This window comes from Micromonospora jinlongensis (genome assembly GCF_013410645.1).
Taxonomy (GTDB): Bacteria; Actinomycetota; Actinomycetes; order Mycobacteriales; family Micromonosporaceae; genus Micromonospora; species Micromonospora zamorensis.
Genome location: NZ_JACCHK010000001.1, coordinates 2,744,755 through 2,767,499, shown reverse-complemented (window position 1 = coordinate 2,767,499; position 22,745 = coordinate 2,744,755). Strand labels below are relative to the sequence as shown.

At 73.0% G+C, this 22,745-nt stretch carries 24 protein-coding genes, 1 pseudogene and 1 riboswitch; of the genes and pseudogenes, 9 read left to right on the top strand and 16 right to left on the bottom strand.

Features of this window, described 5'->3' with window-relative positions:
- The first annotated feature begins 65 nt into the window (after window positions 1–65).
- A complete protein-coding gene (locus HNR22_RS11845; protein ID WP_179780411.1) occupies window positions 66–428 on the top strand; it encodes an anti-sigma factor antagonist in 363 nt (120 codons plus the stop codon).
- 18 nt (window positions 429–446) lie between these two features.
- On the opposite strand, the gene surE is transcribed toward HNR22_RS11845, so the two are convergent.
- Both surE and HNR22_RS11835 read right to left on the bottom strand, forming a co-directional pair.
- Window positions 447–1,274, bottom strand: coding sequence for a 5'/3'-nucleotidase SurE (gene surE, locus HNR22_RS11840; RefSeq protein WP_099856335.1), 828 nt, complete (start codon window positions 1,272–1,274; stop codon window positions 447–449).
- A complete protein-coding gene (locus HNR22_RS11835; protein WP_246380800.1) occupies window positions 1,271–2,266 on the bottom strand; it encodes a PfkB family carbohydrate kinase in 996 nt (331 codons plus the stop codon). Before HNR22_RS11835 ends, surE begins: the two co-directional genes overlap by 4 nt.
- A 136-nt stretch (window positions 2,267–2,402) precedes the next feature.
- Between HNR22_RS11835 and HNR22_RS11830 the strand changes: the two genes are divergently transcribed.
- Window positions 2,403–2,897 (top strand): SRPBCC family protein, encoded by a 495-nt coding sequence (locus tag HNR22_RS11830; RefSeq protein WP_343059793.1) that lies wholly within the window; start codon window positions 2,403–2,405, stop codon window positions 2,895–2,897.
- A 24-nt stretch (window positions 2,898–2,921) separates the two neighbouring features.
- Here HNR22_RS11830 and HNR22_RS11825 read toward each other — a convergent pair whose 3' ends face one another.
- The 5 genes from HNR22_RS11825 to HNR22_RS11805 form a co-directional block, all read right to left on the bottom strand.
- The gene (locus tag HNR22_RS11825) at window positions 2,922–3,422 is read right to left on the bottom strand and encodes a hypothetical protein (RefSeq protein ID WP_179780410.1); all 501 of its coding nucleotides are present in this window, start codon (window positions 3,420–3,422) and stop codon (window positions 2,922–2,924) included.
- 165 nt (window positions 3,423–3,587) lie between these two features.
- Complete coding sequence (locus HNR22_RS11820) at window positions 3,588–4,652, bottom strand: coiled-coil domain-containing protein (protein WP_425488052.1); 1,065 nt, start codon at window positions 4,650–4,652, stop codon at window positions 3,588–3,590.
- Window positions 4,653–4,657: 5 nt separating this feature from the next.
- Window positions 4,658–4,789: riboswitch (cyclic di-AMP (ydaO/yuaA leader) on the bottom strand.
- A 113-nt stretch (window positions 4,790–4,902) separates the two neighbouring features.
- Window positions 4,903–5,820, bottom strand: coding sequence for a cation diffusion facilitator family transporter (locus tag HNR22_RS11815; RefSeq protein ID WP_179780409.1), 918 nt, complete (start codon window positions 5,818–5,820; stop codon window positions 4,903–4,905).
- A 107-nt stretch (window positions 5,821–5,927) separates the two neighbouring features.
- Window positions 5,928–8,042 carry a HelD family protein gene (locus HNR22_RS11810; RefSeq protein ID WP_179780408.1) on the bottom strand — a complete coding sequence of 705 codons (2,115 nt, stop codon included), beginning with the start codon at window positions 8,040–8,042 and terminating at the stop codon, window positions 5,928–5,930.
- 108 nt (window positions 8,043–8,150) lie between these two features.
- Window positions 8,151–9,089 carry an alpha/beta fold hydrolase gene (locus HNR22_RS11805; RefSeq protein WP_179780407.1) on the bottom strand — a complete coding sequence of 313 codons (939 nt, stop codon included), beginning with the start codon at window positions 9,087–9,089 and terminating at the stop codon, window positions 8,151–8,153.
- 147 nt (window positions 9,090–9,236) lie between these two features.
- Between HNR22_RS11805 and HNR22_RS11800 the strand changes: the two genes are divergently transcribed.
- On the top strand, window positions 9,237–9,881 hold the full coding sequence (locus HNR22_RS11800) for a carbonic anhydrase (RefSeq protein WP_425488051.1): 645 nt from the start codon (window positions 9,237–9,239) through the stop codon (window positions 9,879–9,881).
- Window positions 9,882–9,951: 70 nt separating this feature from the next.
- Here HNR22_RS11800 and HNR22_RS11795 read toward each other — a convergent pair whose 3' ends face one another.
- Window positions 9,952–10,281: a hypothetical protein gene (locus HNR22_RS11795; protein ID WP_030330285.1), complete on the bottom strand. Its 330-nt coding sequence runs from the start codon at window positions 10,279–10,281 to the stop codon at window positions 9,952–9,954.
- A gap of 308 nt (window positions 10,282–10,589) precedes the next feature.
- On the opposite strand from HNR22_RS11795, the gene HNR22_RS11790 reads away from it, so the two are divergent.
- The 3 genes from HNR22_RS11790 to HNR22_RS11780 all read left to right on the top strand — a co-directional run bounded on the left by HNR22_RS11790 (window position 10,590) and on the right by HNR22_RS11780 (window position 13,184).
- Window positions 10,590–11,081: a DUF3145 family protein gene (locus tag HNR22_RS11790; RefSeq protein ID WP_179780406.1), complete on the top strand. Its 492-nt coding sequence runs from the start codon at window positions 10,590–10,592 to the stop codon at window positions 11,079–11,081.
- 85 nt (window positions 11,082–11,166) lie between these two features.
- The gene (locus HNR22_RS11785; protein WP_179780405.1) at window positions 11,167–12,903 is read left to right on the top strand and encodes a glycoside hydrolase family 3 protein; all 1,737 of its coding nucleotides are present in this window, start codon (window positions 11,167–11,169) and stop codon (window positions 12,901–12,903) included.
- A 62-nt stretch (window positions 12,904–12,965) separates the two neighbouring features.
- Entirely contained in the window at window positions 12,966–13,184 is a 219-nt protein-coding gene (locus HNR22_RS11780) for a hypothetical protein (RefSeq protein WP_030488757.1), read from the top strand.
- A 48-nt stretch (window positions 13,185–13,232) separates the two neighbouring features.
- Here the strand turns inward: HNR22_RS11780 and fabF are convergent, their stop codons facing one another.
- From fabF to HNR22_RS11745, 7 genes and pseudogenes are all read right to left on the bottom strand, one after another.
- Window positions 13,233–14,459 carry a beta-ketoacyl-ACP synthase II gene (gene fabF, locus HNR22_RS11775; protein WP_179780404.1) on the bottom strand — a complete coding sequence of 409 codons (1,227 nt, stop codon included), beginning with the start codon at window positions 14,457–14,459 and terminating at the stop codon, window positions 13,233–13,235.
- Between the two features lie 2 nt (window positions 14,460–14,461).
- Window positions 14,462–14,701, bottom strand: coding sequence for an acyl carrier protein (locus HNR22_RS11770; RefSeq protein WP_030330276.1), 240 nt, complete (start codon window positions 14,699–14,701; stop codon window positions 14,462–14,464).
- Window positions 14,702–14,783: 82 nt separating this feature from the next.
- Window positions 14,784–15,728 (bottom strand): beta-ketoacyl-ACP synthase III, encoded by a 945-nt coding sequence (locus HNR22_RS11765; protein ID WP_179780403.1) that lies wholly within the window; start codon window positions 15,726–15,728, stop codon window positions 14,784–14,786.
- Window positions 15,729–15,733: 5 nt separating this feature from the next.
- Window positions 15,734–16,651: pseudogene (locus tag HNR22_RS11760) on the bottom strand (ACP S-malonyltransferase); the annotation flags it as partial.
- A 78-nt stretch (window positions 16,652–16,729) separates the two neighbouring features.
- Window positions 16,730–18,031, bottom strand: coding sequence for a PucR family transcriptional regulator (locus tag HNR22_RS11755; RefSeq protein WP_343059792.1), 1,302 nt, complete (start codon window positions 18,029–18,031; stop codon window positions 16,730–16,732).
- Window positions 18,032–18,105: 74 nt separating this feature from the next.
- Window positions 18,106–18,798 carry a response regulator gene (locus HNR22_RS11750; RefSeq protein ID WP_179780400.1) on the bottom strand — a complete coding sequence of 231 codons (693 nt, stop codon included), beginning with the start codon at window positions 18,796–18,798 and terminating at the stop codon, window positions 18,106–18,108.
- Entirely contained in the window at window positions 18,795–20,000 is a 1,206-nt protein-coding gene (locus HNR22_RS11745; protein WP_179780399.1) for a sensor histidine kinase, read from the bottom strand. The genes HNR22_RS11750 and HNR22_RS11745 overlap by 4 nt, the downstream gene beginning before the upstream one ends.
- Before the next feature lie 119 nt (window positions 20,001–20,119).
- Here HNR22_RS11745 and HNR22_RS11740 point away from each other — a divergent pair, with 119 nt between their 5' ends.
- Together HNR22_RS11740 and HNR22_RS11735 are read left to right on the top strand one after the other, a co-directional pair.
- Window positions 20,120–20,662 (top strand): orotate phosphoribosyltransferase, encoded by a 543-nt coding sequence (locus HNR22_RS11740; RefSeq protein ID WP_179780398.1) that lies wholly within the window; start codon window positions 20,120–20,122, stop codon window positions 20,660–20,662.
- A gap of 205 nt (window positions 20,663–20,867) precedes the next feature.
- Entirely contained in the window at window positions 20,868–21,197 is a 330-nt protein-coding gene (locus HNR22_RS11735) for a hypothetical protein (RefSeq protein WP_179780397.1), read from the top strand.
- Window positions 21,198–21,215: 18 nt separating this feature from the next.
- On the opposite strand, the gene HNR22_RS11730 is transcribed toward HNR22_RS11735, so the two are convergent.
- Window positions 21,216–21,866, bottom strand: a complete 651-nt coding sequence (locus HNR22_RS11730) for a hypothetical protein (RefSeq protein ID WP_179780396.1) — start codon at window positions 21,864–21,866, stop codon at window positions 21,216–21,218.
- A 219-nt stretch (window positions 21,867–22,085) separates the two neighbouring features.
- Between HNR22_RS11730 and HNR22_RS11725 the strand changes: the two genes are divergently transcribed.
- A complete protein-coding gene (locus HNR22_RS11725; protein ID WP_179780395.1) occupies window positions 22,086–22,733 on the top strand; it encodes a copper resistance CopC family protein in 648 nt (215 codons plus the stop codon).
- The last annotated feature ends 12 nt before the right edge of the window (window positions 22,734–22,745 follow it).

The window sequence follows — 22,745 nt, the reverse complement described above, 5'->3', positions numbered from 1 at the left end:
ATACTCTCGGTCGCGGCCCGCGTACTGATGAGGCGCCCGGGGGACGGGCGGGTGGAGGTGCTCGCGTGAGCCTGTCGATCGTGAAGTCGGTTCTGTCCGGTGGTGTCGTGGAGATCGCCCCGCGGGGCGAGATCGACGTGGACACCGCGTACGAGGTGCGCGAGGCGATCGCGGAGGTGCTGGCCAAGGGCCGCCCGATCCGCATCGAGCTGAACATGAGGCTGGTCACCTTCATCGACTCCGTCGGCATCAGCGCCATGGTCGCCGGCTTCCAGACGGCCGAGGTCAGCGACGTCAAGCTGGTGGTCACGCAGCCGAGCCGGTTCGTGCACCGACAGCTCTGGGTGACCGGTCTGCTCGGCCTGTTCGGCGCCCCGGAGCCCTACTTCGCCGGTGCCGCCACCCCCGAAGTGCTGCCCGGCGCCTGAGCACACCGGGCATTCCGGTCACGGCTGCTCGTCCAGCCCGGTCAGGTCGATGTCGGTTGCTTCGGTGACCGCCCGGATGGCCGTCACCGAGGCGTACCCGGCGGCCAGCAACGCCACGTCGGTGCCCGGCTGCGCGGCCTGCCCCGGCTCCTCCAGCGACGTGCGGACGAAGCCGTGGCCGGATTCGGCCACCGTCATCTGCACCTGACCGAAGCTGGCCAGCGTGCCTCGCCGCACCCCGCGCAGTCGTCCGTGCGGCAGGTCCGGGGCGTTCACGTTGAGCACGCTCTCCATCGGCGCGGACGTCAACCGGGGGAGCAGGTCCAGTGCGACCCGCGCAGCGGTGCTCCAGTGCCGTTCGGCGTCGCGTACCCGGGCGGCCGCGTCCACCGCCGCGCCACCGCTCGCCGCCGTCGCCTCGCCCGCGGAGAGCACGTCGAGGGAGACCGCCATCGCCCGGCACCCGTTGGTGGCGGCGGTGAACGCCGCCCCCACCGTCCCGGAGTGCAGTACGGCCCGGCCGGCGTTGGCGCCACGGTTGATGCCGGAGAGCACCACCGATGGCGGCGGGCCGAACGCGCCGTGCAGGGCGATCAGCGTGATGAAGCCGGGTGAGCCGCCGACTCCGTATGCCGGCACGCCCTCCAGGTCGGGCAGCGGGTGGTCGTTCACGACGACCCGTCCGTCCCGTTCCATGGCGCTCATCGCGGCGCTGGTGCCGCTCGCCTCCTCCAGCGGTGCGGCGACCACCACGTCCAGGCCCCGCTGCCGGGCAGCCCAGGCCAGTGCCTGGATGCCCGGAGCGGCGATCCCGTCGTCGTTCGTGATCAGCACCCGCAGGGTCATCGGTCGACCACCCGCTCGGCCAGCTCGTCCGGGGTGGTCCGCTCCTGCTGTCGGTTGTCCGCCGGCACCAGTCGGACCCGGTCCACCAGGCCGGTGATCGAGTCCAGTCGTCCGGTGCCCAGGCCGTGCCGGGTGACGTTCAGCGCGCCGGCCGCGGCCCCGGTCCGGATGGCGGTCCGGATGTCCCCGCCGCTGGCCACGACGGCTGCCACCCCGGCGGTCATCGAGTCGCCCGCGCCGCGCGGGTCGGCGGCCTCCAACCGGGGCATCTCGACCTCGAACAGCTCCCCGTCGACGAGCGCGAGCGCCGGCTGGTCGGCCCGGCTCACCACCACCGTCTCGGCGCCGGCCGCGTGCAGCTCGTACATGGCCCGGGTCAGTTCCACGATGTCGTCGCTGCGGGCGCGACCGTCGCGAATCAGCTCCTCGTGGCTCACCTTGAGGAAGAAGACGCCGCCCTCCAGCGCCGAGCCGAGGTGATCGCCGGAGAGGTCGACCACCACCCGACCGCCGTTGGCGCTGAGGTCGGCGGCGAAGCGTCGGTACAGGTCGGCAGGGACGAGCCACGGCTCGTTCGGCCCGCTGAGGATGCTCACCGCAGCCGAAAGGCCCTCGCCGAGGGCCAGGTTGTACAGCTCGTCGAGTTCGTGTCGGCTCAGTGGCTGACCGGGCACGTCGGCGATCTCCTGCCGGGAGCCGTCCCGGCGGTCGTGCACGTACCCGCCGCTGCCGGAATCACGGGCCACCGCCTTGAGCTCGACGCCCTCGCTGACCAGCAGCGGCTCCAGCACCTGGCCGATCTCGCCGCCGAGGGCGGCGCAGAGCACCACCTCGACACCGAGCGACATCACCATCCGGGCCTGCCAGACGCCCTGCCCGCCGGGGTGCAGGTGCAGCTCGGGGTGGTCGTTCGGCTGGTCAACGGTCACCGTCAGCTGTGGAGTGGGCGCGAAGACCATCACGTGCCCGCTCACCGGATCGTCGCCGTTCATGATGTCCGCCCTCCAGCACGGTCGGGTGATTCCTCACTAAACGACCTTAATGCGCCGAACGGTGACTCGGCCTGTCATCGGGCCGGGCCGGGTCGGCCGTCGGACGTTGCCAGCCAGACATCGGTACGGGACGATCGTGCGACCATCGACGGCGGGAGACGGTGTGCTCAGCAGCGACACCTTCAGCTACACCGTGCAGGCCCGGTGTTCGCCGGCCGAGGCGGCGGCGGTGCTCAGCGACCTGACCCGGCAGGGTGAGCTGCACCCGTTGATCGTCCGGGTCCGCCGACTGCCGCCGCGACCCGGTGCGCAGGCCAGCTACACGATCAACGACCGGCTGGCGGCCGGCCCAGTGCGCTTCCGGACCACCTACCACGCGGACGTGCTGATCAGCGAGGACGACGAGATCGTCATGGTCGCCCGCCAGTGGCCGGCCACCACCGTGCGTAACCACACCCGGCTGCGCCCCGAGCCGGACGGCCTGACCCGGATCGACGTCGAGATCACCCTGACCGCGCCGACCCCGCTGTTCCGGTACGCGTTCCGTCAGGCCCGGGCCGCCCACCTCGCCCTGGCCACCCGCCTCGGCCCGGCCCTCGACCGCACCGGCGACCCGCCGCCCCCAGCCTGACCCGAGCACGGCGCGGCAGCGGGGTCACCGGTTGCGGGCGTGGCCTGCCAGGGCGGGCTGGGCGGCGCGACGCCGTCCCCACGGCTTGTACGTGGACAGCACCGTCGCGATGATCATCAGGCTGGTCGACACCGCGGGTGCGATCACCAGGTCGGCGCGATCCCGTGCGGGCAGGGCGGCGCCCAACGCCCCGGCGTGCCGCAGATTCGGGGTGAGCAGGAACAGCACCAGCCCGACCATCACCGTGGTGAGCACGAGCTTGACCACCACCCACCGGTAGCGCAGCAGGCCCCAGGGGGTGAGCAGCGCGCTGGCGACACCGATGAGCCAGACCAGGACGCTCAGCGGCGCGAACAGGACGGTGCCGACCAGCGCGCCGACCGGGTAGAGCACCGCCGGGTCGGCGCCACGCTGCACGGCGATGCCGAGGGTGAGCAGCACCAGGTCGGCGCCGAGCCAGCCCAGCGAGGTGACCAGGTGCAGGGTGAGCAGCCCCTTGCGGGCGGTGGGTGGGATCCGAGGCATACCGCGATGCTGCCCGCCGACCGCCGCCGGGTCGTCCGACGAGCGACGACATCATGGGTACGCCCGGCGACGTAGCCCGGTCGGACAGCGCTGCCCGGACGAACGTGATGCCTGTGAGTCATCTTGATGACTCACAGGCATCACGCCCTTCGGGGAACGGCCGGATCAGTAGACCGACAGGTGCACGTGGTTGGTGTGGTCGGTGGACGGGGTGCCGCCCGCCCCGCTGTACGACTTCCACCCGCTGCTGGGCAGCCAGATCTGTCGGTACCAGATCACGTACAGCACGGCGAGCCGGTCGGCGTTGCGGATGAAGTACGCCGCCAGGTTGTTGCCGTAGGTCTTGTCGCCGCCGGTGGCGTTCCCGCCGAAGCCGCCCGTCTGGGCCGCGAAGTCGCAGGCCCGGCCCTTCGGGTGTTCGCCGGAGCCGCTGGGGCGGTGGCAGGAGACGTACCGGGTGAAGCCGGCGGCCTTTGCCTGGTTGAGGGCGTGCAGGGTGCGCGGGGTGATGCAGCCGTTGGCCGGCGTGGGGTCGTTGACGCTGCACGTCTCCGACGGCCAGGAGCCGTCGGAGTTGCGCGGCGCGGCCTTCGCGTTGGCGGCGGAGGTGCCCCGGTTGGAGCCGGTGTCGGCGGCGGCCTGCGGCTTGGGGGTGGTGGCCACGGTCAGGGCCCGTTCGGCCTGCTCCTTGCGCTTGGCCATCACCGCGACCTGCTTGCGCTGCTCGTTGATCTCACCGTTCAGGGCGACCTGGGTGCGGTTGGCCTGGTCCTTGCTGCTGAGCAGGTCGCGCAGCACCCGGTCCTCGTTGGCGGCCACCGCGTCCAGTGCGGCGGCCCGGTCCATGAAGCCTTCCGGGCTGTCGCTGTTGAGCAGCGCCGACACCGCGCTGAGCCGGCCGGTGCGGTACGCGACGCCGGCGATCTCGCCGACCTTGCCGCTGCGTTGGTTGAGCTCGACCTCGATGGTCTTCAGCTGGGTGGTGAGCTGCTGCTGCCGCTGCACCGAGGCGTCCAGGGCGCGCTTCGCGTCCAGGTAGCCCTTGCTGGCCGCCTCGAGTTGGGCTCGCAGCGCGGGGGTGCCGCCCTCCTCGTCGGAGTCGGGTGCGGCGGCCCGCAGGCCGGTCGGGGGAGCGGCCGAGGCGGTGCCGGCCGGGAGCGCGACGCCGAGGGCGAACATCGCGACGATCAGGGCCGCCAGTCGGGCGGCGGGTGGTCGTGCTGGTGCCACTGTGCATGTCCTTCCGTCAGCCGCCGACCGGGTTAGCTGACGGGTTCGGGACGGAAGATCCCTACCGCTGACGCGGATGCACCCCAGGTACGTGGTTCCCCGGTTCGCCCTCGCGGGCGATTAGGCGACGACCACCACCGGCGCCGGGAGGGCGCCGCCTGGTGGAGGTCGGGACCGAGCCTACCGGTGCCGGTGGGGCGGCTGCAGCGAATGTGACGGACGGTGCGTGCGTCGTCACGAGGAACTGCTGTCACCACTCGATCGAGCCACACGCTCCGGAGGCGGCACCCGGCTCGATCTGCAACGTCGCGTGCTCGATCCGGAAGTCGTCGTGCAGGGCCGTACGCGCGGCGGTGAGCACCGCGCCGACCTCCGCCCCGGGCGCCATGGTCAGGTGTGCGGAGGCCACGTCCATGCCGGAGGTGAGCGTCCAGACGTGCAGGTCGTGCACCTCGACCACACCGGGGACCGCGGCCAGCCGGTCGTGCACGGCGGTCACCTGGAGGTGCTCCGGGGCGGCCTGCACCAGGATGCGGACGGCGGCGCGCGCCAGCCGCCAGGTGCGCGGGAGGATGAACACGCCGATGGCGACGGCGACCAGCGGGTCGGCCCACCACCAGTCGGTGACGGTGATGAGCAGTGCGGCGCCGATCACGCCGACCGAGCCGAGCAGGTCGCCGAGCACCTCCAGGTAGGCGCCCTGGAGGTTGATGCTCTCCTTGGCTCCGGCGCGGAGCAGGGCGAAGGCGGCGATGTTGGCGAGCAGGCCGAGCACGGCCACCGCGAGCATCGGGCCGGCGATGACCTCGTGCGGGTCGCCGAAGCGGCGGATCGACTCGATCACCACGTAGATCGCGACGCCGGAGAGCAGGACGGCGTTGGCCAGCGCGGCGAGCACCTCGAGTCGGTAGAGCCCGAAGGTGCGCTGCGGGTCGCCGGTGGCCCGCCGGGTCGCGGTGATCGCGGCGAGCGCCATCCCGATGCCGAGCACGTCGGTGAACATGTGCCCGGCGTCGGAGAGCAGGGCGAGCGAGCCGGTGTGCAGGGCGGCCACCGCCTCGACCACCATCAGGGTGGCGAGCAGCCCGAATGCCGCCCAGAGGCGGCCCCGGTGCTGGTGTGCGGCATTGGCGACGGACCCGTGGTGGTGGTCATGACCTGCGCCCACGAGAACCACCCTCCGCCGCCAGCCGGGACCCGGTCAAATGTATGTTCACATCGCTATGTATGCAAGTGTAGGGGCGGCAACTCTCGCCGGCGGCTCGCCAGCACGGATCAGCCCGTCGGGTCGATGGTGGTGAGGCGCTGCGTGGCCCGGGAGAGTGCCACGTACAGGGTGCGCACCCCGGCACCCGGATCCGCCCGGATCTCGCTCGGGGCGACCAGCACGACCCCGTCGTACTCCATGCCCTTTGCCTCCAGGCTGGTGACCACCTGGAGCCTCGGCGCGCCGAGTGCGGCGACCCAGCCGGCGACCTCGTCGCGGCGGGGGACCGGCGTGATCACGCCGACGGTGCCCTCCACCTCGGCCAGCAGGCCTGCGGCCGCCTCCACCGTCGCGGTCTCCAACCCGGTCGGGGGCACCACCAGCTCGACCGGGTCGACCCCGGTGGAGCGGACGGCGGTCGGCAGCGGCAGGTCAGGGTAGAGCCGGCGGATCTCCGCAGCCGCCACCGCGAAGATCTCCGAGGAGTTGCGGTAGTTGGTGGTGAGCGTGAAATCGTGCCGCTTGCGCCGACCCAGCGCCTGGTCCCGGGCCCGGTCCAGCTCGTCGGGGTCGCCGGTCCACGCGGTCTGGGCGGGGTCGCCGACCACCGTCCAGGAGGCCAGACGGCCACGTCGACCGACCATCCGCCACTGCATCGGTGAGACGTCCTGCGCCTCGTCCACGACCACGTGCGCGTAGTCCCGGTAGTCCTCCGGGCGCTCGCGGGCCGCCGCTCGGGCGGCCCGTTGCCGCTCGCCGAGGGTGCTCAACTCGCGTACGCCGCCAGCCAGCTGGAACGGGTCGCGCCGGGCCTTGGCCGACTGCGCCGGCTTGCCGAGCAGGGAGTCCAACTCGTCCAGCAGCGCGATGTCGGCGATGGTCAGGCCGGTCGAGTCCAGGTGCCGGTACGCGGCGCTGAGCAGCTGGATCTCCGCCGTGGAGAGGATCCCCCCGGCGTACCGGCGCAGCCGGTCCGGCTGCGCCAGCCAGCCGAGGACGTGTCGAGGGTGCAGTCGGGGCCACCACGCCTTGAGGAACTCGCGGAACTCCGACCGCTCGGCGATTTCCGCCTCGAAGGTCCGCTGGTCCGGCAGTCGAATGCCCACCTCACGGGCCTGGGCCCAGAGCGCGGCGAACACCCCGTCGAAGCCGGCCCGGCGCACCTCGTTGCGGCGGGCGCCCCGTTGCAGCGCCCGGTCCCGGATCCGGTCCAGTGCCGTCCGGTCCAGCCGCAGCAGCGTGCCCCGGTAGAGCAGCCGCAGCTCACCCGGGCCGCCCGGCACCGCGTCGCGGGCAGCCCGCTCCAGCACCCGACGCATCCGCAGCGAGCCCTTCACCGCCGCCACCTCGGGCGGGTCGGTGCGGGTGGCGCTCATGCCCGGGAAGAGGGTGCCCAGCGAGTGCAGTGTCGCGGTGTCCTCGCCCAGCGACGGCAGCACCGAGCCGATGTACTCCACGAAGACCGACGACGGGCCGACCACCAGGATGCCGCCGCCCGCGTACCGGCTGCGGTCGGAGTAGAGCAGGAAGGCGGCCCGGTGCAGGGCGACAGCGGTCTTACCGGTGCCGGGGCCGCCCGCGACGATCGTGACCCCGGAGCCGGGGGAGCGGATCGCCTCGTCCTGTTCGCGCTGGATGGTCGCCACGATGTCCCGCATGCCCCGGCCGGTGGCCTTCGACAGGGTGGCCAGCAGCGCGCCGTCGCCGACGACCGTCATCCCCTCCGGGGCGGCGTTCGGGTCGAGCAGGTCGTCCTCGATGCGGGTGACCCGCTCGGCGCGGGACTGGATCGTGCGGCGGCGCACCACGTCCAGCGGCTGGGCCGGGGTGGCCTGGTAGAAGGCGGCGGCGGCCGGTGCCCGCCAGTCGACGACCAGCGTGCGGGCGTCCTCGTCGCGGATGCCGAGGCGCCCGACGTGCAGCACCTGACGGTCGCGCAGGTCCAGCCGGCCGAAGACCAGCCCCTCGTGCTCGGCGTCCAGGGTGTGTCGCCGCTGCGCCGCGTGGAAGACCATCGCGTCGCGCTCGACCAGCGCCCCGTGCGTGCCCACCCGGGCCATCCGGTAGCCGTCGCGCTCGGCGCGGACCGCCGACTGCCGCAGTTCGGCGAGTCGCGCGTACACCCGGTCGAGGTGGCGTTGCTCGACGGCGATCTCCTGCTCCAGGCCGGTCTGGTCGGTCAACGCACGCTCCTTCGAAGGTCGCCGGCAGGCGGCGGAAACCGCGCAAGCCAACCGCAGAAGGGTACGGCCCCCGGCCCGGCCCGCCGCGCCCGAGGTGCGGGAACGCGCTCAGACGCCCGTCCCGGCGGGCGTCACCCCGCGCTGCGGTTCGGCGAGCACCCGGCGCAGAACGCCGGTGAGGGCGGCGTTGACCTCGTCCGGGCGCTCCATCATGAGCATGTGCCCGGCACCCGGGCAGACGGTCAGCTCGGTGGCCGGCAGCGCCGCCGCGATCGACTCGGCGCAGGGCGGTGGGGTGAGCCGGTCCCGGTCGCCGACCAGGGCGGCGGCCGGCAGATGGGCCAACGCGGCGAGGGTGTCCAGTCGGTGCTGGGTGCCGATGGAGGCGCGGAACCCGCCGATCGACCGCAGCGAGGCACGAGCCACCGCGGAGGTCACCAGTCGGATGTCGGAGGGCTCGCAGCGGTCGCCGAAGAGCATCCACCGGATGCTCGGTTGCAGCGCGTTCAGCAGGGCCCGGGGCGCCCGCCACGAGCCGCACCGGGCGAGGACTCCGGCTCCGGTCGTCTCGGCCAGCCGGATCAACCGGGCGATCCGCGGCGAAAGCCCGTAGACGGTGTGCGTGTGCCCCTCGGCGGTGGTCGAGACGAAGACCAGCCCAGCCGTACGGGCGGCGAAGTGCGCGGGGTGGCGGTGGGCGTACTCCATGATCGTCATGCCGCCCATCGAGTGCCCGACCAGGACCACCGGCCCGGGCGGCGCCACCGCGTCGATCACCGCGGCCAGGTCATCACCCAGCTGGGCCAGGGTGGCCGTGGGCAGCGCCATGCAGCTGGAGCGGCCGTGCCCCCGCGCGTCGTAGGTGACCACCCGCACCGCCCCACCGAGCGGCGCCGCGGTGAGCGCGTCGACCTGTCGGTGCCAGGCGCGCCCGTCCAGCGTCCAACCGTGCAGCAGGATGGCGGTCACCGGGGCGTCCGTCGGCCCCGTCACCTCGACGTTGAGCCGCACGCCGTCCGGCAGACCCACCTCGAACCGCTCCGGCATCGCCGCCTCCCAGGGCCACCCAGTATCACCAGCACCGGGATACCCGGCGGTAACACCGGCTACCCGCCATCAGACCACGTCAATCGCGCCGGGGCTAACATTCCCGACCGCGCCCGTGGCCGTCGGCGGGGGACCAAGCTGAACGGCATGGGGTCGTCGGGGGCGTCCATGGGCGGGGCGGCGGGGCAGGGGCGGCAGGCCGGGGGTACGCCCCGCGCCGCGCTGGCCGACCTGCTCGCCGGCAACCGGCGGTTCGTCAGCGGCCAGCCGATCCACGGACACGACGTCACGGCTGCTGCCGCCGCCTCCGGGGACCAGCAGCCGTACGCGGTGGTGCTCGGCTGCATCGACTCCCGGGTGCCGCTGGAGGCGATCTTCGACCAGACCTTCGGCGCGATCTGCGTGATCCGTACCGGTGGGCATGTCCTCGACCGCGCGGTGTGCGGCTCGATCGAGTACGTGGTCGGCCAGCTCGGCGTACCGCTGGTGATGGTCCTCGGCCACGAGCGGTGCGGTGCGGTGGGCGCGGCGGTGGACGCGCTGCGCAGCGGGCAACGTCCCGGGGGGTCGTTGGCGCATCTGGTGGACGAGATCGCCCCGGCGGTGACCGAGGTGGGGATCGACGACCCGGCGGTGCATCCGCTGGCGATCCGCCGGCACGTCCGGCGAACGGTGGGCACGCTGCGCGCTGACGACCTGCTGGCCGGGCCGATCGCTGCCGGAAGGGTGGCCGTGGTCGGTGGCCTCTACGACCTGGCCACCGGCGAGGTCGCTCTGCTCGATCCGAGCTGATCCCGCCCCGACGCGAAAGCGCCCGCCGGGACTCCCGGCGGGCGCTTTACGTGTTGCGGTGGGGGAGAGCTCAGCCCTCGAAGACGCCGGCCGCGACCAGGCGCTTCTCGGTGGCCTCCCAGCCGTCACCCGGGTGGGTGGCAGCCAGGTTGTTGATCTCCGCACGGATCTTGGCGGCGTGGCCGGCGGCGGCCAGCACGCGGATCTCCTCGACGAAGGCGTCGGAGTCCGTGCGCAGGTGCGCGGTCTTGCCGTTGGTCAGGTTCCGCACGTAGGCGTGCTTGCCGCCGTTGAGCGGGATGAGGTACTTGAACTCGCCCAGCACGCTGAGGGCGCCACCCTGGCCAGCCTGGCCGGCCCGGACGGACGCGCGCGCGGTCTTAGAGGTGTTGCTCGCCACGGAGGTACTCCTTGCAAGACGTACGGGAGGACTGGACGTCCGGGGGCTGTGTGCGGGCCGCACTTGACTCGGCTCGCGAGGGTGTAACGCGGCATAAGCCGCCGGTGGAACTGTACATGACCACGACATCACGCTGGTCGTCGCGGTGTCCTGAGAGGCAACGGCGACCACCCGTCCGGCTATTCCACCCGGCGATTTTTCCGATTCCCTGGCGCACCATGCGCCACAGGAGTCATCATGTGTTGCAGGAACCACCTGGGTGGACGAGGTCGTAGGGGAAGACGCACCTCGCTCTCCGGGAGGTCACCGTGCCAACGCGTGGCGTCGTATACGTCCACTCGACCCCGCTCGCCGTGTGCTCACACGTCGAGTGGGCGATCGCGCGCGTCCTAGCCGCGCCGGTCAACCTGCAGTGGACGGCTCAGCCCGTCGACCCCGGCGCACGCCGGGCCGAGTGCGGGTGGACCGGCCGTCCGGGAACGGGCGCCGAGCTGGCTGCTGCCCTACGGCAGTGGCCCATGATCCGTTTCGAGGTCACCGAGGAGCCGAGCGCCGGCGTCGACGGTGAACGCTTCATGTACGTGCCGGCCCGTGGCCTGTTCCGGGCCACCGTCGGCGTGGCCGGCGACATCCAGCTCGGCGAGGACCGGCTACGGGCGCTGATGGTCGCCTCCCGGGCCCCGGAGGCGCTGGCGCACGCCCTCGACAAGGCGCTCGGCACCGCCTGGGACGACGACCTGGAGCCCTACCGGTACGCCGGCGACGGCGCCCCGGTGACCTTGCTCACCCGGGTCGGCTGACCCGACGTCGGTCCGCTGGCCGTACGCCCCCGGGGTGGTGCGGCCGGTAAGGTCAAGTTGCCCCGATAAGGGGGAAGCTGGTGGGATGGGCGGCGTGTCGAATCGCCCGTGGCGCGCCACCGTCGCAGTCGCCGCCCTGACCGCCCTGCTCGTCTCCGGCTGCTCAAGCGACCCCGAGCGCCCCACGCCGACACCCAGCCCGGCCGGCACATCCGCCGCCCCGAGCACACCCGCCGCGCCGCCGGCCGACGACCCCGCCGCCCGGGCCGCCGCGCTGGTCGCCACCCTGTCCGACGAGGACCTGGTCGGTCAGGTGCTGATGCCGTACGCCTACGGCGACTCCGCCACCAGGGTCTCGGCCGGGTCGGCCGCCGGCAACCAGGCGCTGGCCGGGGTCGACACCCCCGCCGACATGATCAGCAAGTACCGGCTCGGTGGCCTGATCCTGGTCGGCTTCAGCGCCGACGACCCGACCAAGGGCAACCAGGAGACCACGAACGTCGACAACCCGAAGCAGGTGCACGAGCTCACCACCGGGCTGCGTACCGCCGCCGGTCGGCTCGCCGCCGGCCCCGCGCCGCTCCTGATCGGCACCGACCAGGAGTACGGCGTCGTCACCCGCGTGACCGACGGCGTCACCGTGCTGCCCAGCGCCCTCGCGGCGGGCGCGGCCGGCGACCCGAAGCTGACCGAGGCCGCCTGGCGCGCCGCCGGCGCCGAGCTGGCGGCGATGGGGATCAACGTCGACTTCGCCCCGGTGGCCGACGTGCTGGCCACCCGCAGCACCGTGATCGGGTCCCGGTCGTACGGCTCGGACCCGAAGCAGGCCGCGGTGCAGGTGGGCGGTGCCGTCCGTGGTCTCCAGGCGGCCGGGGTCGCGGCCACCCTGAAGCACTTCCCGGGGCACGGCCACAGCGCCGACGACTCCCACCAGGACCTGCCGGTGCTCACCCAGTCCGCCGAGGCGTTGCAGAGCGGCGCGTGGCCGCCGTTCACCGCCGGGATGGACGCCGGAGCGATGGCGGTGATGTCCGGTCACCTGGACGCCCGCGCGATCGACCCGGGGACCCCGGCGACGTTCTCGCACAAGCTGCTCACCGACGTCCTGCGGGGTCAGCTCGGTTTCAAGGGCGTGGTGATCACCGACGGGATGAACATGCCGCCCGCGAAGCGCTGGGCTCCCGGTGAGGCGGCCGTCCGTGCGCTGAACGCCGGCAACGACCTCATCCTGATGACCCCGAACGTCGGCCAGGCGTACGACGGGCTGCTCGCCGCGCTGCGCGGCGGTTCACTGCCACGCGCCCGGCTCGTCGAGGCGGTCACCCGGGTGCTGACCATGAAGTTCCGGCTCGCGGAGACCCCGGCCGCGCAGATGTCCACGCTCAACGCCCCGGCGCACCGCGCGGCGGCCGACGCGCTGGCCACCGCCGCCGTCACCGTGCTGCGGGGCGCCTGCGGCGGCGCCGTACGCGAACCGGTCACCGTCACCTCCTCCGGTGGCCGCGACGGCACCCGGGCGGCGCTCACCGCCGCGTTGACCGCCGCCGGGGTGCAGGTCAAGCCCAGTGGCGGGACGATCGTGCACCTGGTGGGCTACGGCGACGGCGCCAACGACCTGCGCGCCGACGCTGCGGTCACGGTCGCGATGGACACCCCGTACGTGCTCAGCGGCGCGAAGTCGCCGACGCTGCTGGCCACGTACTCCTCCAGCCGGGCCTCCATGAACGGGCTGGCCGCCGTGCTGGGCGGCAAGGCCCGACCGGGCGGCAGGTCCCCGGTGACCGTGCCCGGCCTGCCCGCGACGACCTGCGCCAGTAGCTGACCGCCGCCCACGGGCCGAAAATCGGGTCGCTTCGGTTCGGTCGGCCTGACAACCTCCCAGGCATGGGAGCGGCAGAAGGATTCCGGCACGTGCAACGGGCGGACGGCACTGTGGTGATCACCCACCACGGACGGGTCGCTGGCACGCTGCGCGGCGCTCGGGCGGCGGAGTTCCTCGCCGAGGTCGACGACGACCCGCAGTTGGTGATGGCCCGCTGGACCGGCAACTACCGCCACGGCAACGAGCGCACCGCGAAACAGCACCCCCGCAACCGGGGCTGAACGACGGAAGGGCCCCTCCTCGACGAGGAGGGGCCCTTCTGCGGGATCTCAGGGCCGGGCGAAGACGAGCGCCACGTTGTGGCCGCCGAAGCCGAACGCGTTGTTCAACGCGGCCGGGATCTCCATGTGGCGGGCCTTGTGCGCGGCGACATCCAGGGTGAGACCTGGCTCCGGGTCGTCGAGGTTGATCGTCGGAGGGACGACACTGTCGCGGATCGCCAGGATGGTGGCGATCGACTCCAGCGCTCCGGCCGCACCGAGCAGGTGACCCGTCATCGACTTCGTCGCGGACAGCACCGGGTGGTCGCCGAGCGCCTTGTGCAGCCCGCTGATCTCCAGCATGTCCCCGACCGGGGTCGAGGTGGCGTGCGCGTTGACGTGCACGATGTCCCGCTTCGCGACGTCCGCGTCCGCGATCGCCTTGGCGATGGCCCGGATGGCACCCTCACCCTCGGCGTGCGGCTGCACGATGTCGTACGCGTCGGAGGTGATGCCGGCACCGGCGAGGCGCGCGTACACCCGGGCGCCCCGGGCTGCCGCGTGCTCGGCCCGCTCCAGCACCACGATCCCGGCGCCCTCGCCGAGGACGAAGCCGTCCCGGCCCCGGTCCCACGGGCGGGAGGCGCGCTCGGGGTCGTCGTTGCGGGTCGACATGGCCCGCATCGAGCTGAAGCCGGCGATCGGCAGCGGGTGGATGACCGCCTCGGTGCCGCCGGCCACCACCACGTCGGCACGACCGGAGCGGATGATGTCCAGCCCGAGGGCGATCGCCTCGGCGCCGGTGGCGCAGGCGCTGGCCACCGAGTGCACGCCGGCCTTGGCGCCCAGCTCCAGCCCGACCCAGGCGGCCGGACCGTTCGGCATCAGCATCGGGATGGTGTGCGGGGAGACCCGCCGTGGTCCGGACGCCTCCAGGATGTCGTCCTGGGCGAGCAGGGTGGTGGCGCCACCGATGCCGGAGCCGACGCTGACGGCCAGCCGCTCCCCGTCGAGGTCGGAGCCGGCGAGGCCGGCGTCCGCCCAGGCCTGCTGCGCCGCGATGATGGCGATCGCCTCGGAACGGTCCAGTCGGCGCAGCCGGACCCGGTCCAGCACCTCGGACGGCTCCACGGCCAGCTGGGCGGCGATCCGGACCGGCAGTTGCGCGGCCCACTCCTGGGTGAGGGCACTCACCCCGGAGCGGCCGGCGAGCATGGCGTCCCAGGTCGACGCGACGTCCCCGCCAAGCGGGGTCGTCGCGCCGAGCCCGGTGACGACGACGTCGGGACGACTCATGATCAGGACTGCGCCGCGATGTAGCTGACGGCGTCACCGACGGTCTTGAGGTTCTGCACCTCGTTGTCCGGGATCTTGACGCCGAACTTCTCCTCGGCGGCGACCACGACCTCCACCATGGAGAGCGAGTCGACGTCGAGGTCGTCGGTGAAGGACTTCCCCTCGGCCACGTCGTCCGGGTTCACCCCGGCAACCTCTTCGAGGATCTCGGCGAGGCCGGTGGTGATCTCGTCACGGGTCATTACGGTTGGTTCCTTTCATCGGGGTTTCCGGCGGACGGCGTCGCCGACCGCGCTCCTGGACGCGTACGCGCCGAGGGGGTCATCAGGGGCAGCGGATGACCTGACCGGCGTAGGTCAGGCCACCGCCGAAGCCGAACAGCAGCACCGGTGCGCCCGAGGGCACCTCCCGGCGCTCGACCAGCTTGGACAGGGCCAGCGGCACGCTCGCGGCGGAGGTGTTGCCGGACTCGACGATGTCCTTCGCGATGATCGCGTTGGGGATGTTGAGTCGCTTGGCGATGCCGTCGATGATCCGGGCGTTGGCCTGGTGTGGCACGAACGCGGCCAGCTCCGACGGGTCGACCCCGGCCCGCTCGCAGGCCTGCAACGCGAGTGGCGCGATCGCGGTGGTGGCCCAGCGGAAGACCGCCTGCCCCTCCTGCTGGACGTACGGGCGCCAGCCCTCGATGCGGACCGCGTCGCTCTTCTCCGGCACCGAACCCCAGACCACCGGCCCGATCCCGGCCGGCTCGTCGTCGGCGGTGGCGCTGACCACCGCGGCGCCGGCGCCGTCCGCGAAGATGATGCAGGTGGAGCGGTCGGTCCAGTCGGTGAAGTCGGAGAGCTTCTCGGCGCCGATGACGAGCGCGTTGCGCGACGCCCCGGCCCGGATGGCGTGGTCGACGGTGCCCAACGCGTACGCGAAGCCCGAGCACGCGGTGTTGACGTCGAATGCGCCCGGCGCGGTGATGCCCAGCTTGGCGGCGACCCGGCAGGCCACGTTGGGGCTGCGGTCGATGGAGGTGCAGGTGGCGACCACGACCAGGTCGATGTCGGCGGCGGTCAGGCCCGAGTTGGCCAGTGCCTTGCCGGCGGCGGCGGCGGCCATGTCGGCCACCGTCTCACTGTCGGCGATCCGCCGGCTGACGATGCCGACCCGGTCGCGGATCCACTCGTCGTTGGTGTCGACGAGCTGGGCGATGTCGTCGTTGGTCACCACCCGGGAGGGCTGGTAGTGCCCCATCGAGACGATGCGACTGCCAGTCATGAGCGACCTCCGGTGCGGGCGATCAGGTCCCGTGCGGCCGGCAGGTCGTCCGGGGTGTTCAGGGTGACGATCTCCGGGGCTCCGTCGCCCTTGAGGTCCCGTTTGACCAGCCCGGCGAGGGTGCCGGCCGGTGGTAGCTCGATCACGCCGGTGACACCCAGGTCAGCCAGCGTACGCATGCACAGATCCCAGCGCACCGGTGCGGTCACCTGGCGCACGAGGCGCTGCACCATGTCCGCGCCGTTGTCGACAGTGGTGCCGTCGAGGTTCGACAGCAGGAGGCGGACCGGGTCGGCGGGGGTGATCTCGGCGGCGACCGCGGCGAGCGCGGTCTCGGCCGGGGCCATGTACGGGGTGTGGAACGCTCCGGCCACCTTGAGCCGGATGATCCGGGCCCGGGCGGGCGGCTCGGCGGCGAGTTTGTCGAGCCCCTCCAGCGAGCCGGCGGCGACGATCTGCCCGGCGCCGTTGCGGTTGCCCGGGTACAGCCCGTGCGCCTCGATCGCGGCGAGCACCTCGTCGGGGTCGCCACCGAGCACCGCGGCCATGCCGGTCGGCTCCAGCGCGCACGCGGCCGCCATCTCCCGGCCGCGGACGCCAGCGAGGGTGATCGCCGTCTCGGCCGACAGCACGCCGGCCAGGGCGGCAGCGCCCAGCTCGCCGATGCTGTGCCCGGCGGTGAGCGTCACGTCGTCCAGCGGCAGGTGCTCACCCGCGAGCAGGGCCGCGGCGACCAGCAGGGGCTGGGTGCGGGCGGTGTCCTTGATCTCGTCGGCGTCGGCGGTGGTGCCCAGGTGCATCAGGTCGACCCCGGCCAACGCCGACCACTCGCGCAGACGCGCCTCGGTGCCGGTCAGGTCGAGCCAGGGGGTCAGGAAGCCGGGTTTCTGGGAACCCTGGCCGGGACTAAGTACGGCGAGCACGCCTATGACTCTCCCGGATACGCGCGGGTAACGCTGTGCCGCCTCCGACCAAACCGCACTAGCGCCTTTGGAGGTTTCCTACAAAGATCGGCGGGGATCATCCTCGTTTTGGGTGGTTTTCCGGTTGGCCGGGGTCATTGTCTGACTTGGGACAGGAGAGATGAGCGGTGCGACCGGATCCAACCGACCCACTGTCAGCGCGACCTGGAGAGCGAAAGCGTCCCGCGGTGACAACGGCGAGAAGCCGGTCACCTCGGCGATCCGGCGCAACCGGTAACGCACCGTGTTCGGATGGACGAACAGCGCCCGCGCGGCGCTCTCCAGTGTGCCGCCGGCGGCCAGGAACGCGTCCAGGGTCGCCAGCAGCTCCCCACCGGCGCGTACCAGCGTCGCGTACACGTCGTGCCGCAGCCGCCGACGGGCCTCGGCGTCGCCCGCCAGGGCCCGCTCCGGCAACAGGTCCGCAGCCGGCACCGGCCGGGGGGCGCTGGGCCATGCCGGTGCCGCCCGGAAACCGGACAACGCCGCCCGCGCCGACTCGGTCGCCTCGTCCAGGCTCGGTACGGCCGGACCAACCACCACCGGGCCATCCCCGAACGCGCTCAACAACTTGGCGGTCGCCGTCAACGGGTCCGGCGCGCCACCCAGCACGATCACCAGCCGGTCGCCGTGCACCCCGCCGATGACCTCCACGCCGATCCGGCGGGCCTGCCGGTAGACCACGTGCAGCACCGCGGAGACCTCGCCGCCGGGCGACCGACCGACCGCCACCGCCACCGGCGGCGCGTCCGCCCAGCCGAGCGCGGCGGCCCGGCTGGCCAGCACGTCCGGCGAGTCACCGCGCAGCAGCGCGTCGACCAGCAGAGCCTGCAACCGGGCGTCCCACGCGCCGCGCGACTCGGCGGCCCGCGCGTACACCCGGGCGGCGGCGAACGCGATCTCCCGGGAGAAGCGCAGCACCGCCTCGCGGAGCTGCTGCTCCTCACCCTCGGCGGCCAGGTGCGACACCTGCTCCTCGACCACGTCGATGGTCACCTTGATCAACGCCACGGTCTGCTGGAGGGTGATCGACCGGGCCAGCGCCTGCGGGGCGGCGGCGAAGACCTCGTCCGAGACCTCCTGGGTGCTGTCCGCCGTGCCGCCGCCGTCACGCAGCCACTGCACCAGCGACCGGGCGCCCGCCTGGGCCACCAGCATCACCCAGGAGCGCTGGTCGGCCGGCAGGGTCCGGAACCACGGCAGGGTGTCGTCCATCCGGGCCACGCTGGAGGTGGCCAACGCCCCCGCCGAACGTTCGATCCGGCGCAGCGTGGCCGACAGGTCTCCACCGCCCGGCGTACTCACCGCCCTAGCCTGACACGTGGTGAGCAGGCCATCCACGTCGGCACCGGTCGGCAGGCCGGCCCGGCCGACACCCTCGCACCGACGTGCCGGGCGCGGTGCGGTCGACCGGCTCAGGGTGGTGGGGGAGCGGTCAGCCCCAGCTCCTGCGCCAGGATCGCGGCCTGCACCCGGCTACGCAGATCCAGCTTCGCGAGGATCCGGCTCACATGCGTCTTGGTGGTGCTCTCCGCCAGCACCAGCCGATCGGCGATCTGCTGGTTGGACAGGCCCAGACCGAGGCAGGCCAACACGTCCCGCTCGCGCGGGGTGAGGGTGCCCAGCGCGGCCCGGGTAGCCGCGGACGCGCCCGGCGTGGTGGCCGCGAAGGCGGTGATCAACCGGCGGGTCACCGCGGGGGCGATGAAGCCGTCGCCGCGCGCCACCGTACGCACCGCGGTCACCAGGCCGTCGGCGTCGGTGTCCTTCAGCAGGAACCCGGCCGCGCCGGCACGCAACGCGCCGAAGACGTACTCGTCGAGGTCGAAGGTGGTGAGCACCAGCACGTCGGCGAGCCCGTCGGCGACGATGGCCCGGGTCGCGGAGATCCCGTCCCGGCGGGGCATGCGGACGTCCAGCACCGCCACGTCCGGGCGCGACTTTCGACACAACCGCACCGCCTCGTCGCCGTCAGCCGCCTCGCCGACCACCTCGATGCCCGGTGAGCCACCCAGGATCAGGGCCAGCCCCGCCCGTACCGCTGGCTGATCGTCGGCGAGCACCACCCGCACCGTTGCCGCGCCCGCGTCTCCCGACGGCCCGGTCACCCGCCCTCCCCGGTGGGCAGGGCGGCCCGGACCAGCCAGCGACCGTCCTGCGGCCCGGCGCTGAGTCGACCGGCGAGCAGTGTGGTCCGCTCCCGCATCCCGATCAGCCCGGCCCCGGCGCCGGGCAGACCGACCCCGTTCTGGCGCACCGGGTTCTCCACCGTCAGCACGACCTCCGCCGAGCCGTACGCGATCGTGAGGTCGGCCTCACCCGTGCCGTGCTTGAGCGCGTTGGTCAGCGACTCCTGCACGATCCGGTACGCGGCCAGGTCCACGGCCACCGGCAGCGGCCCCGGCGTGCCGTCGGTGCGGACCCGCACCGCCAAGCCGGCGGCCCGGATCCGCTCGACCAACCCGTCCGTCTCGGCCAGCCGCGCGCTGACCATCTCCGGCACTGTCGGTTCGTCGCCGACCGGTGCCGCCCCACCGGTGGTCCCCGGCTCACGCAGCACCTCGATCATCTGACGCATCTCCGCGAGCCCCTGCACGCTGCTCTCCCGGATCACCCGCAACGCCGACTCGACCTGGCCACGGTCCAGCCCGGGTACGGACAACACGGCGGTGGCGTGGATGGCCACCGCGCTGAGATGGTTGGCGACGACGTCGTGCAGCTCCCGGGCCATCCGGGCGCGCTCGGCGCTGACCGCCTGCCGGCGGTCCAACTCGACCAGTCGGGCGGTCTGCTCGGCCCGCGCCCGCTCGGCGGCGGCCTGGTCGCGGTACTGCCGGACGCTGACGCCGGTCAGGACCGGCAGCAACCCGGCGAGCACCACCGGCACCCCCACGGCGACCCCCCGCCACTGGCCGAGGACGAGGACGCCGACGACCCCACCCACCAGGCTCAGCACGACGGTCACCCGCAGCAACCACCGCCACAGGCGGGGTGGGCCGTACACGCAGGCGTCGTAGAGCACCTGGGTGTAGATCAGGATCGTCCCCAGGGAGCCGCCGAGCACGACGTCCACGACCAGTGCCACGGTGCCGGTGCCCAGGCTGGTGCGGGGGGCGACCCGGCGCAGGCCGACGGCCACGCACATCGCCAGCAGCGGGGGCAGGAACAGCGCCGTCGGCAGGTCCGCGTCCCGGTGGATCTGCGGTTGCCAACCCAGGGCGTACAGCGCCAGGCCGCCGACGAGCGACGCGCCGGCGAGCGCGACGTCGCGGGCCAGGGTGCCGGAGCCGAGCCACGGTGGCGGACGCATGCCCCGATCCCACCACAGCCTCCGACCCTCGGACACCGTCCGCAGGAGGAGCCCGACGGCGCCGACATGCGCCGAAAGGGGTACGCGGAACCCGAGCCGCCGCCGCGATAATGATCATCATGACCGATGTGGAAATTTCGGCCGCGCTGGCTCGCGAGATCGACACCACCTGCCGGCTGACCGGCACGTTCGTGCTCCGTTCCGGGCGGACCGCCGACGAATACTTCGACAAGTACCGCTTCGAGGCCGACCCTCGTCTGCTGGACCGGGTGGCCGCCCAGCTGGCGCTCCTGGTCCCGACGGACACCGAGGTGCTGGCCGGGTTGGAGATGGGCGGCATTCCGGTGGTCACGGCGCTCGGCCGGCACACCGGGCTGCCCTGCGCCTTCGTCCGCAAGAGCGCCAAGCCGTACGGGACGGCCCGGCTGGCCGAGGGGGCGGAGGTGGCCGGTCGGCGGGTGCTGGTGGTCGAGGACGTGGTCACCTCCGGCGGTCAGGTGGTCATCTCCACCGGTCAACTACGTGAACTGGGCGCCCGCGTGGAGCACGCACTCTGCGTCATCGACCGGGCCGAGGGCGGGGCGCAGGCGCTCGCGGGTAACGGCGTGGCGTTGCGAGCGCTCTTCACCCGCGCCGACCTGGAGGCTCACCGCACCCGCTGAGCGCCGCCCCGCCCGCGCCCACGGTGAACGGCGCGAAAAGAAGCTGTGAACTGCGTAACCGGGTCCCGCGCTCCCCGTCGTCCGGATGAACCGCCCGGTTCTGACCCCGGGTACGCGGCGCGCGGCCCGCCGGTCCCGGCCAGTACGGTGACAGGGCACGTCGGGGGGAGCACCCGAGGTTGGGACGAGTGTGAGGAGGCCGGGGATGGCGCACGGGGAGGCCGAGCACGGCTGCGCCCAGGGCGAGCCCTGCCGACCGGGGCACCACGATCCGCAGGGGGCTGGCAAGCACCGCCGGCCGGTCGGCGGTGCGCCGTCGCACCCGGTGGAGCCGCTCGCCGGCCGGGCCGACGACGACGCCGCCCTGCCGCGCCAGCGCTCCGGGGAGCCCAACACCCTCGCCGAACCCGACTCGGACGTTCCCGCTGGTTGCCTCAGCGAACTTCCCGGCTGGGCCGGGGCGCATCGGCACGGCCCGGTCCGACCTCGGCCGCGGGCCACCCGCCGGCAGCGCCCACCGCGCCGCTGGTGCTGACCACCGCGCGGGGGTAGCTCAGCGGGTGCGGCGACGGATCAGCAGGGCGATCCCGGCGAGGCCGACCGTGATCGTGAGCATCACCCCGACGTTGAGCAGCAGCAGGCGTTGAAGGTCGCCGAGCGCCTTGTCAAGGTCCTTCGCGGGGTCGAGCGTGTTTTCCGGGAGCACCCGCTCGCCGCCGCCCACGCCGCCGCTGACCGTGTCGAACTGCCGCTCCAGCGGCACGCCGGCGGTGCGCAGGGTCTCGGACATGCTGAGCCGGCCCAGGAACCAACCGGCGCTGATCTTGCGGCCGTCCGGCTGCTTCGCCGGCCGGTAGACGCGGGGGCCGCCGACCGCCTTGGGGTAGAGATCGTAGGTCTGCTTCGGCGTCTCACCGGCGAGCACCACGACCGTGTACTTCGGACCGAGGTCGGCCGGCTTCGGGCCCTTCGGCATGCCGGTGTGGGCGAGGAAGTTGACCTGGTCGATGACCGCGCCCACGTGGGTGGGTTGGGTGTCGGCGCGCAACCGCAGCGGCGCGGAGAGGCCCTCGCCGGCGATGTCCACTCCGGCGGGTGCCGGCTTCGGTGCCGCCGAGGCCGGGCCGGCAGTGCCGAGTGACAGCAACGCCGTGGCCAGCGCGCCCGCCAGCACGGTTGCCAACCACCTCATGTGACGGACCATCCCGCCTCCTCGCCCCGTTCGATGGATGGCATCGTTGTGACGTCTGGATCGGTCTGCCGATGCGGCACCGACCAGATGGTCGGGCTCACCCTTACAGACTCCGGAAAACGTCGATAAGTTGCAGCTTGTGGAACAGTAATTGGAACTATCTGCGATCTCTGCTCGACTAATGAGGAGCGGTTGGATCAGCGGGCGGATCGTACCCTTACGGAGGGGTTCATGGGGGGCAGGGTTACACGTCTGGCGCGGGTCGTGCCAGTGGTGCTCGGCGTGGCGTTCGGTGTGTCGTTCCTGGCGCCGGCAACGCCAGCCGCCGCGCACAACTCGCTGACCGGCAGCGACCCGCGCGACGGTGCCCGGGTGGCGTCGGCACCCGCCCAGATCGAGCTGCGGTTCCTGGCCAAGCCGGCACCGGCTACGACGAAGATCACAATAACCGGGCCGGACAATGTGGTCGCTGGCGGCCCGCCGGCCTTCGACGGCAGCCGGGTGCGGGTGCCGTTCAAGCCGGCGGCGGCCGGGCTCTACATCGTCGGTTACCAGCTCGCGTCCTCGGACGGGCACCCGGTGAAGGGCGAGGTGCGGTTCACCCTCACGACCGGCACCGCTGCCGACCCGTCCGCGCCCGCCGGCGGCGTCGCCCCGACCGCCGGTGGCACCGCCCCGACGGCCGCGGCGGCGGGTCCGACCGCGAGCGGGGCGTCGTCGGCGGCGCCGGCCGTCACCGCGACTGCGGCGGGCAGCCCGGTGCCGGCCGCGCAGGAGAGCAGCCAGATGCGCGGCTGGTTGTGGACGATCGCGGCGGCCCTGCTGGTGGGCGCGCTCGTCGTCGGGTTGCAGCGACGGCTCCGAGCCCGACGCCGCTGAGGGGCGGCCGGG

Coding starts and splice junctions, on each gene's coding strand:
- surE (WP_099856335.1), bottom strand. CDS start 1,274: ATGACCCTGCGGGTGCTGATCACGAACGACGACGGGATCGCCGCTCCG.
- HNR22_RS11835 (WP_246380800.1), bottom strand. CDS start 2,266: ATGAACGGCGACGATCCGGTGAGCGGGCACGTGATGGTCTTCGCGCCC.
- HNR22_RS11825 (WP_179780410.1), bottom strand. CDS start 3,422: ATGCCTCGGATCCCACCCACCGCCCGCAAGGGGCTGCTCACCCTGCAC.
- HNR22_RS11805 (WP_179780407.1), bottom strand. CDS start 9,089: ATGCCGGAGCGGTTCGAGGTGGGTCTGCCGGACGGCGTGCGGCTCAAC.
- HNR22_RS11800 (WP_425488051.1), top strand. CDS start 9,237: ATGGGGTCGTCGGGGGCGTCCATGGGCGGGGCGGCGGGGCAGGGGCGG.
- HNR22_RS11785 (WP_179780405.1), top strand. CDS start 11,167: ATGGGCGGCGTGTCGAATCGCCCGTGGCGCGCCACCGTCGCAGTCGCC.
- HNR22_RS11780 (WP_030488757.1), top strand. CDS start 12,966: ATGGGAGCGGCAGAAGGATTCCGGCACGTGCAACGGGCGGACGGCACT.
- fabF (WP_179780404.1), bottom strand. CDS start 14,459: ATGAGTCGTCCCGACGTCGTCGTCACCGGGCTCGGCGCGACGACCCCG.
- HNR22_RS11770 (WP_030330276.1), bottom strand. CDS start 14,701: ATGACCCGTGACGAGATCACCACCGGCCTCGCCGAGATCCTCGAAGAG.
- HNR22_RS11765 (WP_179780403.1), bottom strand. CDS start 15,728: ATGACTGGCAGTCGCATCGTCTCGATGGGGCACTACCAGCCCTCCCGG.
- HNR22_RS11745 (WP_179780399.1), bottom strand. CDS start 20,000: ATGCGTCCGCCACCGTGGCTCGGCTCCGGCACCCTGGCCCGCGACGTC.
- HNR22_RS11740 (WP_179780398.1), top strand. CDS start 20,120: ATGACCGATGTGGAAATTTCGGCCGCGCTGGCTCGCGAGATCGACACC.
- HNR22_RS11735 (WP_179780397.1), top strand. CDS start 20,868: ATGGCGCACGGGGAGGCCGAGCACGGCTGCGCCCAGGGCGAGCCCTGC.
- HNR22_RS11730 (WP_179780396.1), bottom strand. CDS start 21,866: ATGGTCCGTCACATGAGGTGGTTGGCAACCGTGCTGGCGGGCGCGCTG.
- HNR22_RS11725 (WP_179780395.1), top strand. CDS start 22,086: ATGGGGGGCAGGGTTACACGTCTGGCGCGGGTCGTGCCAGTGGTGCTC.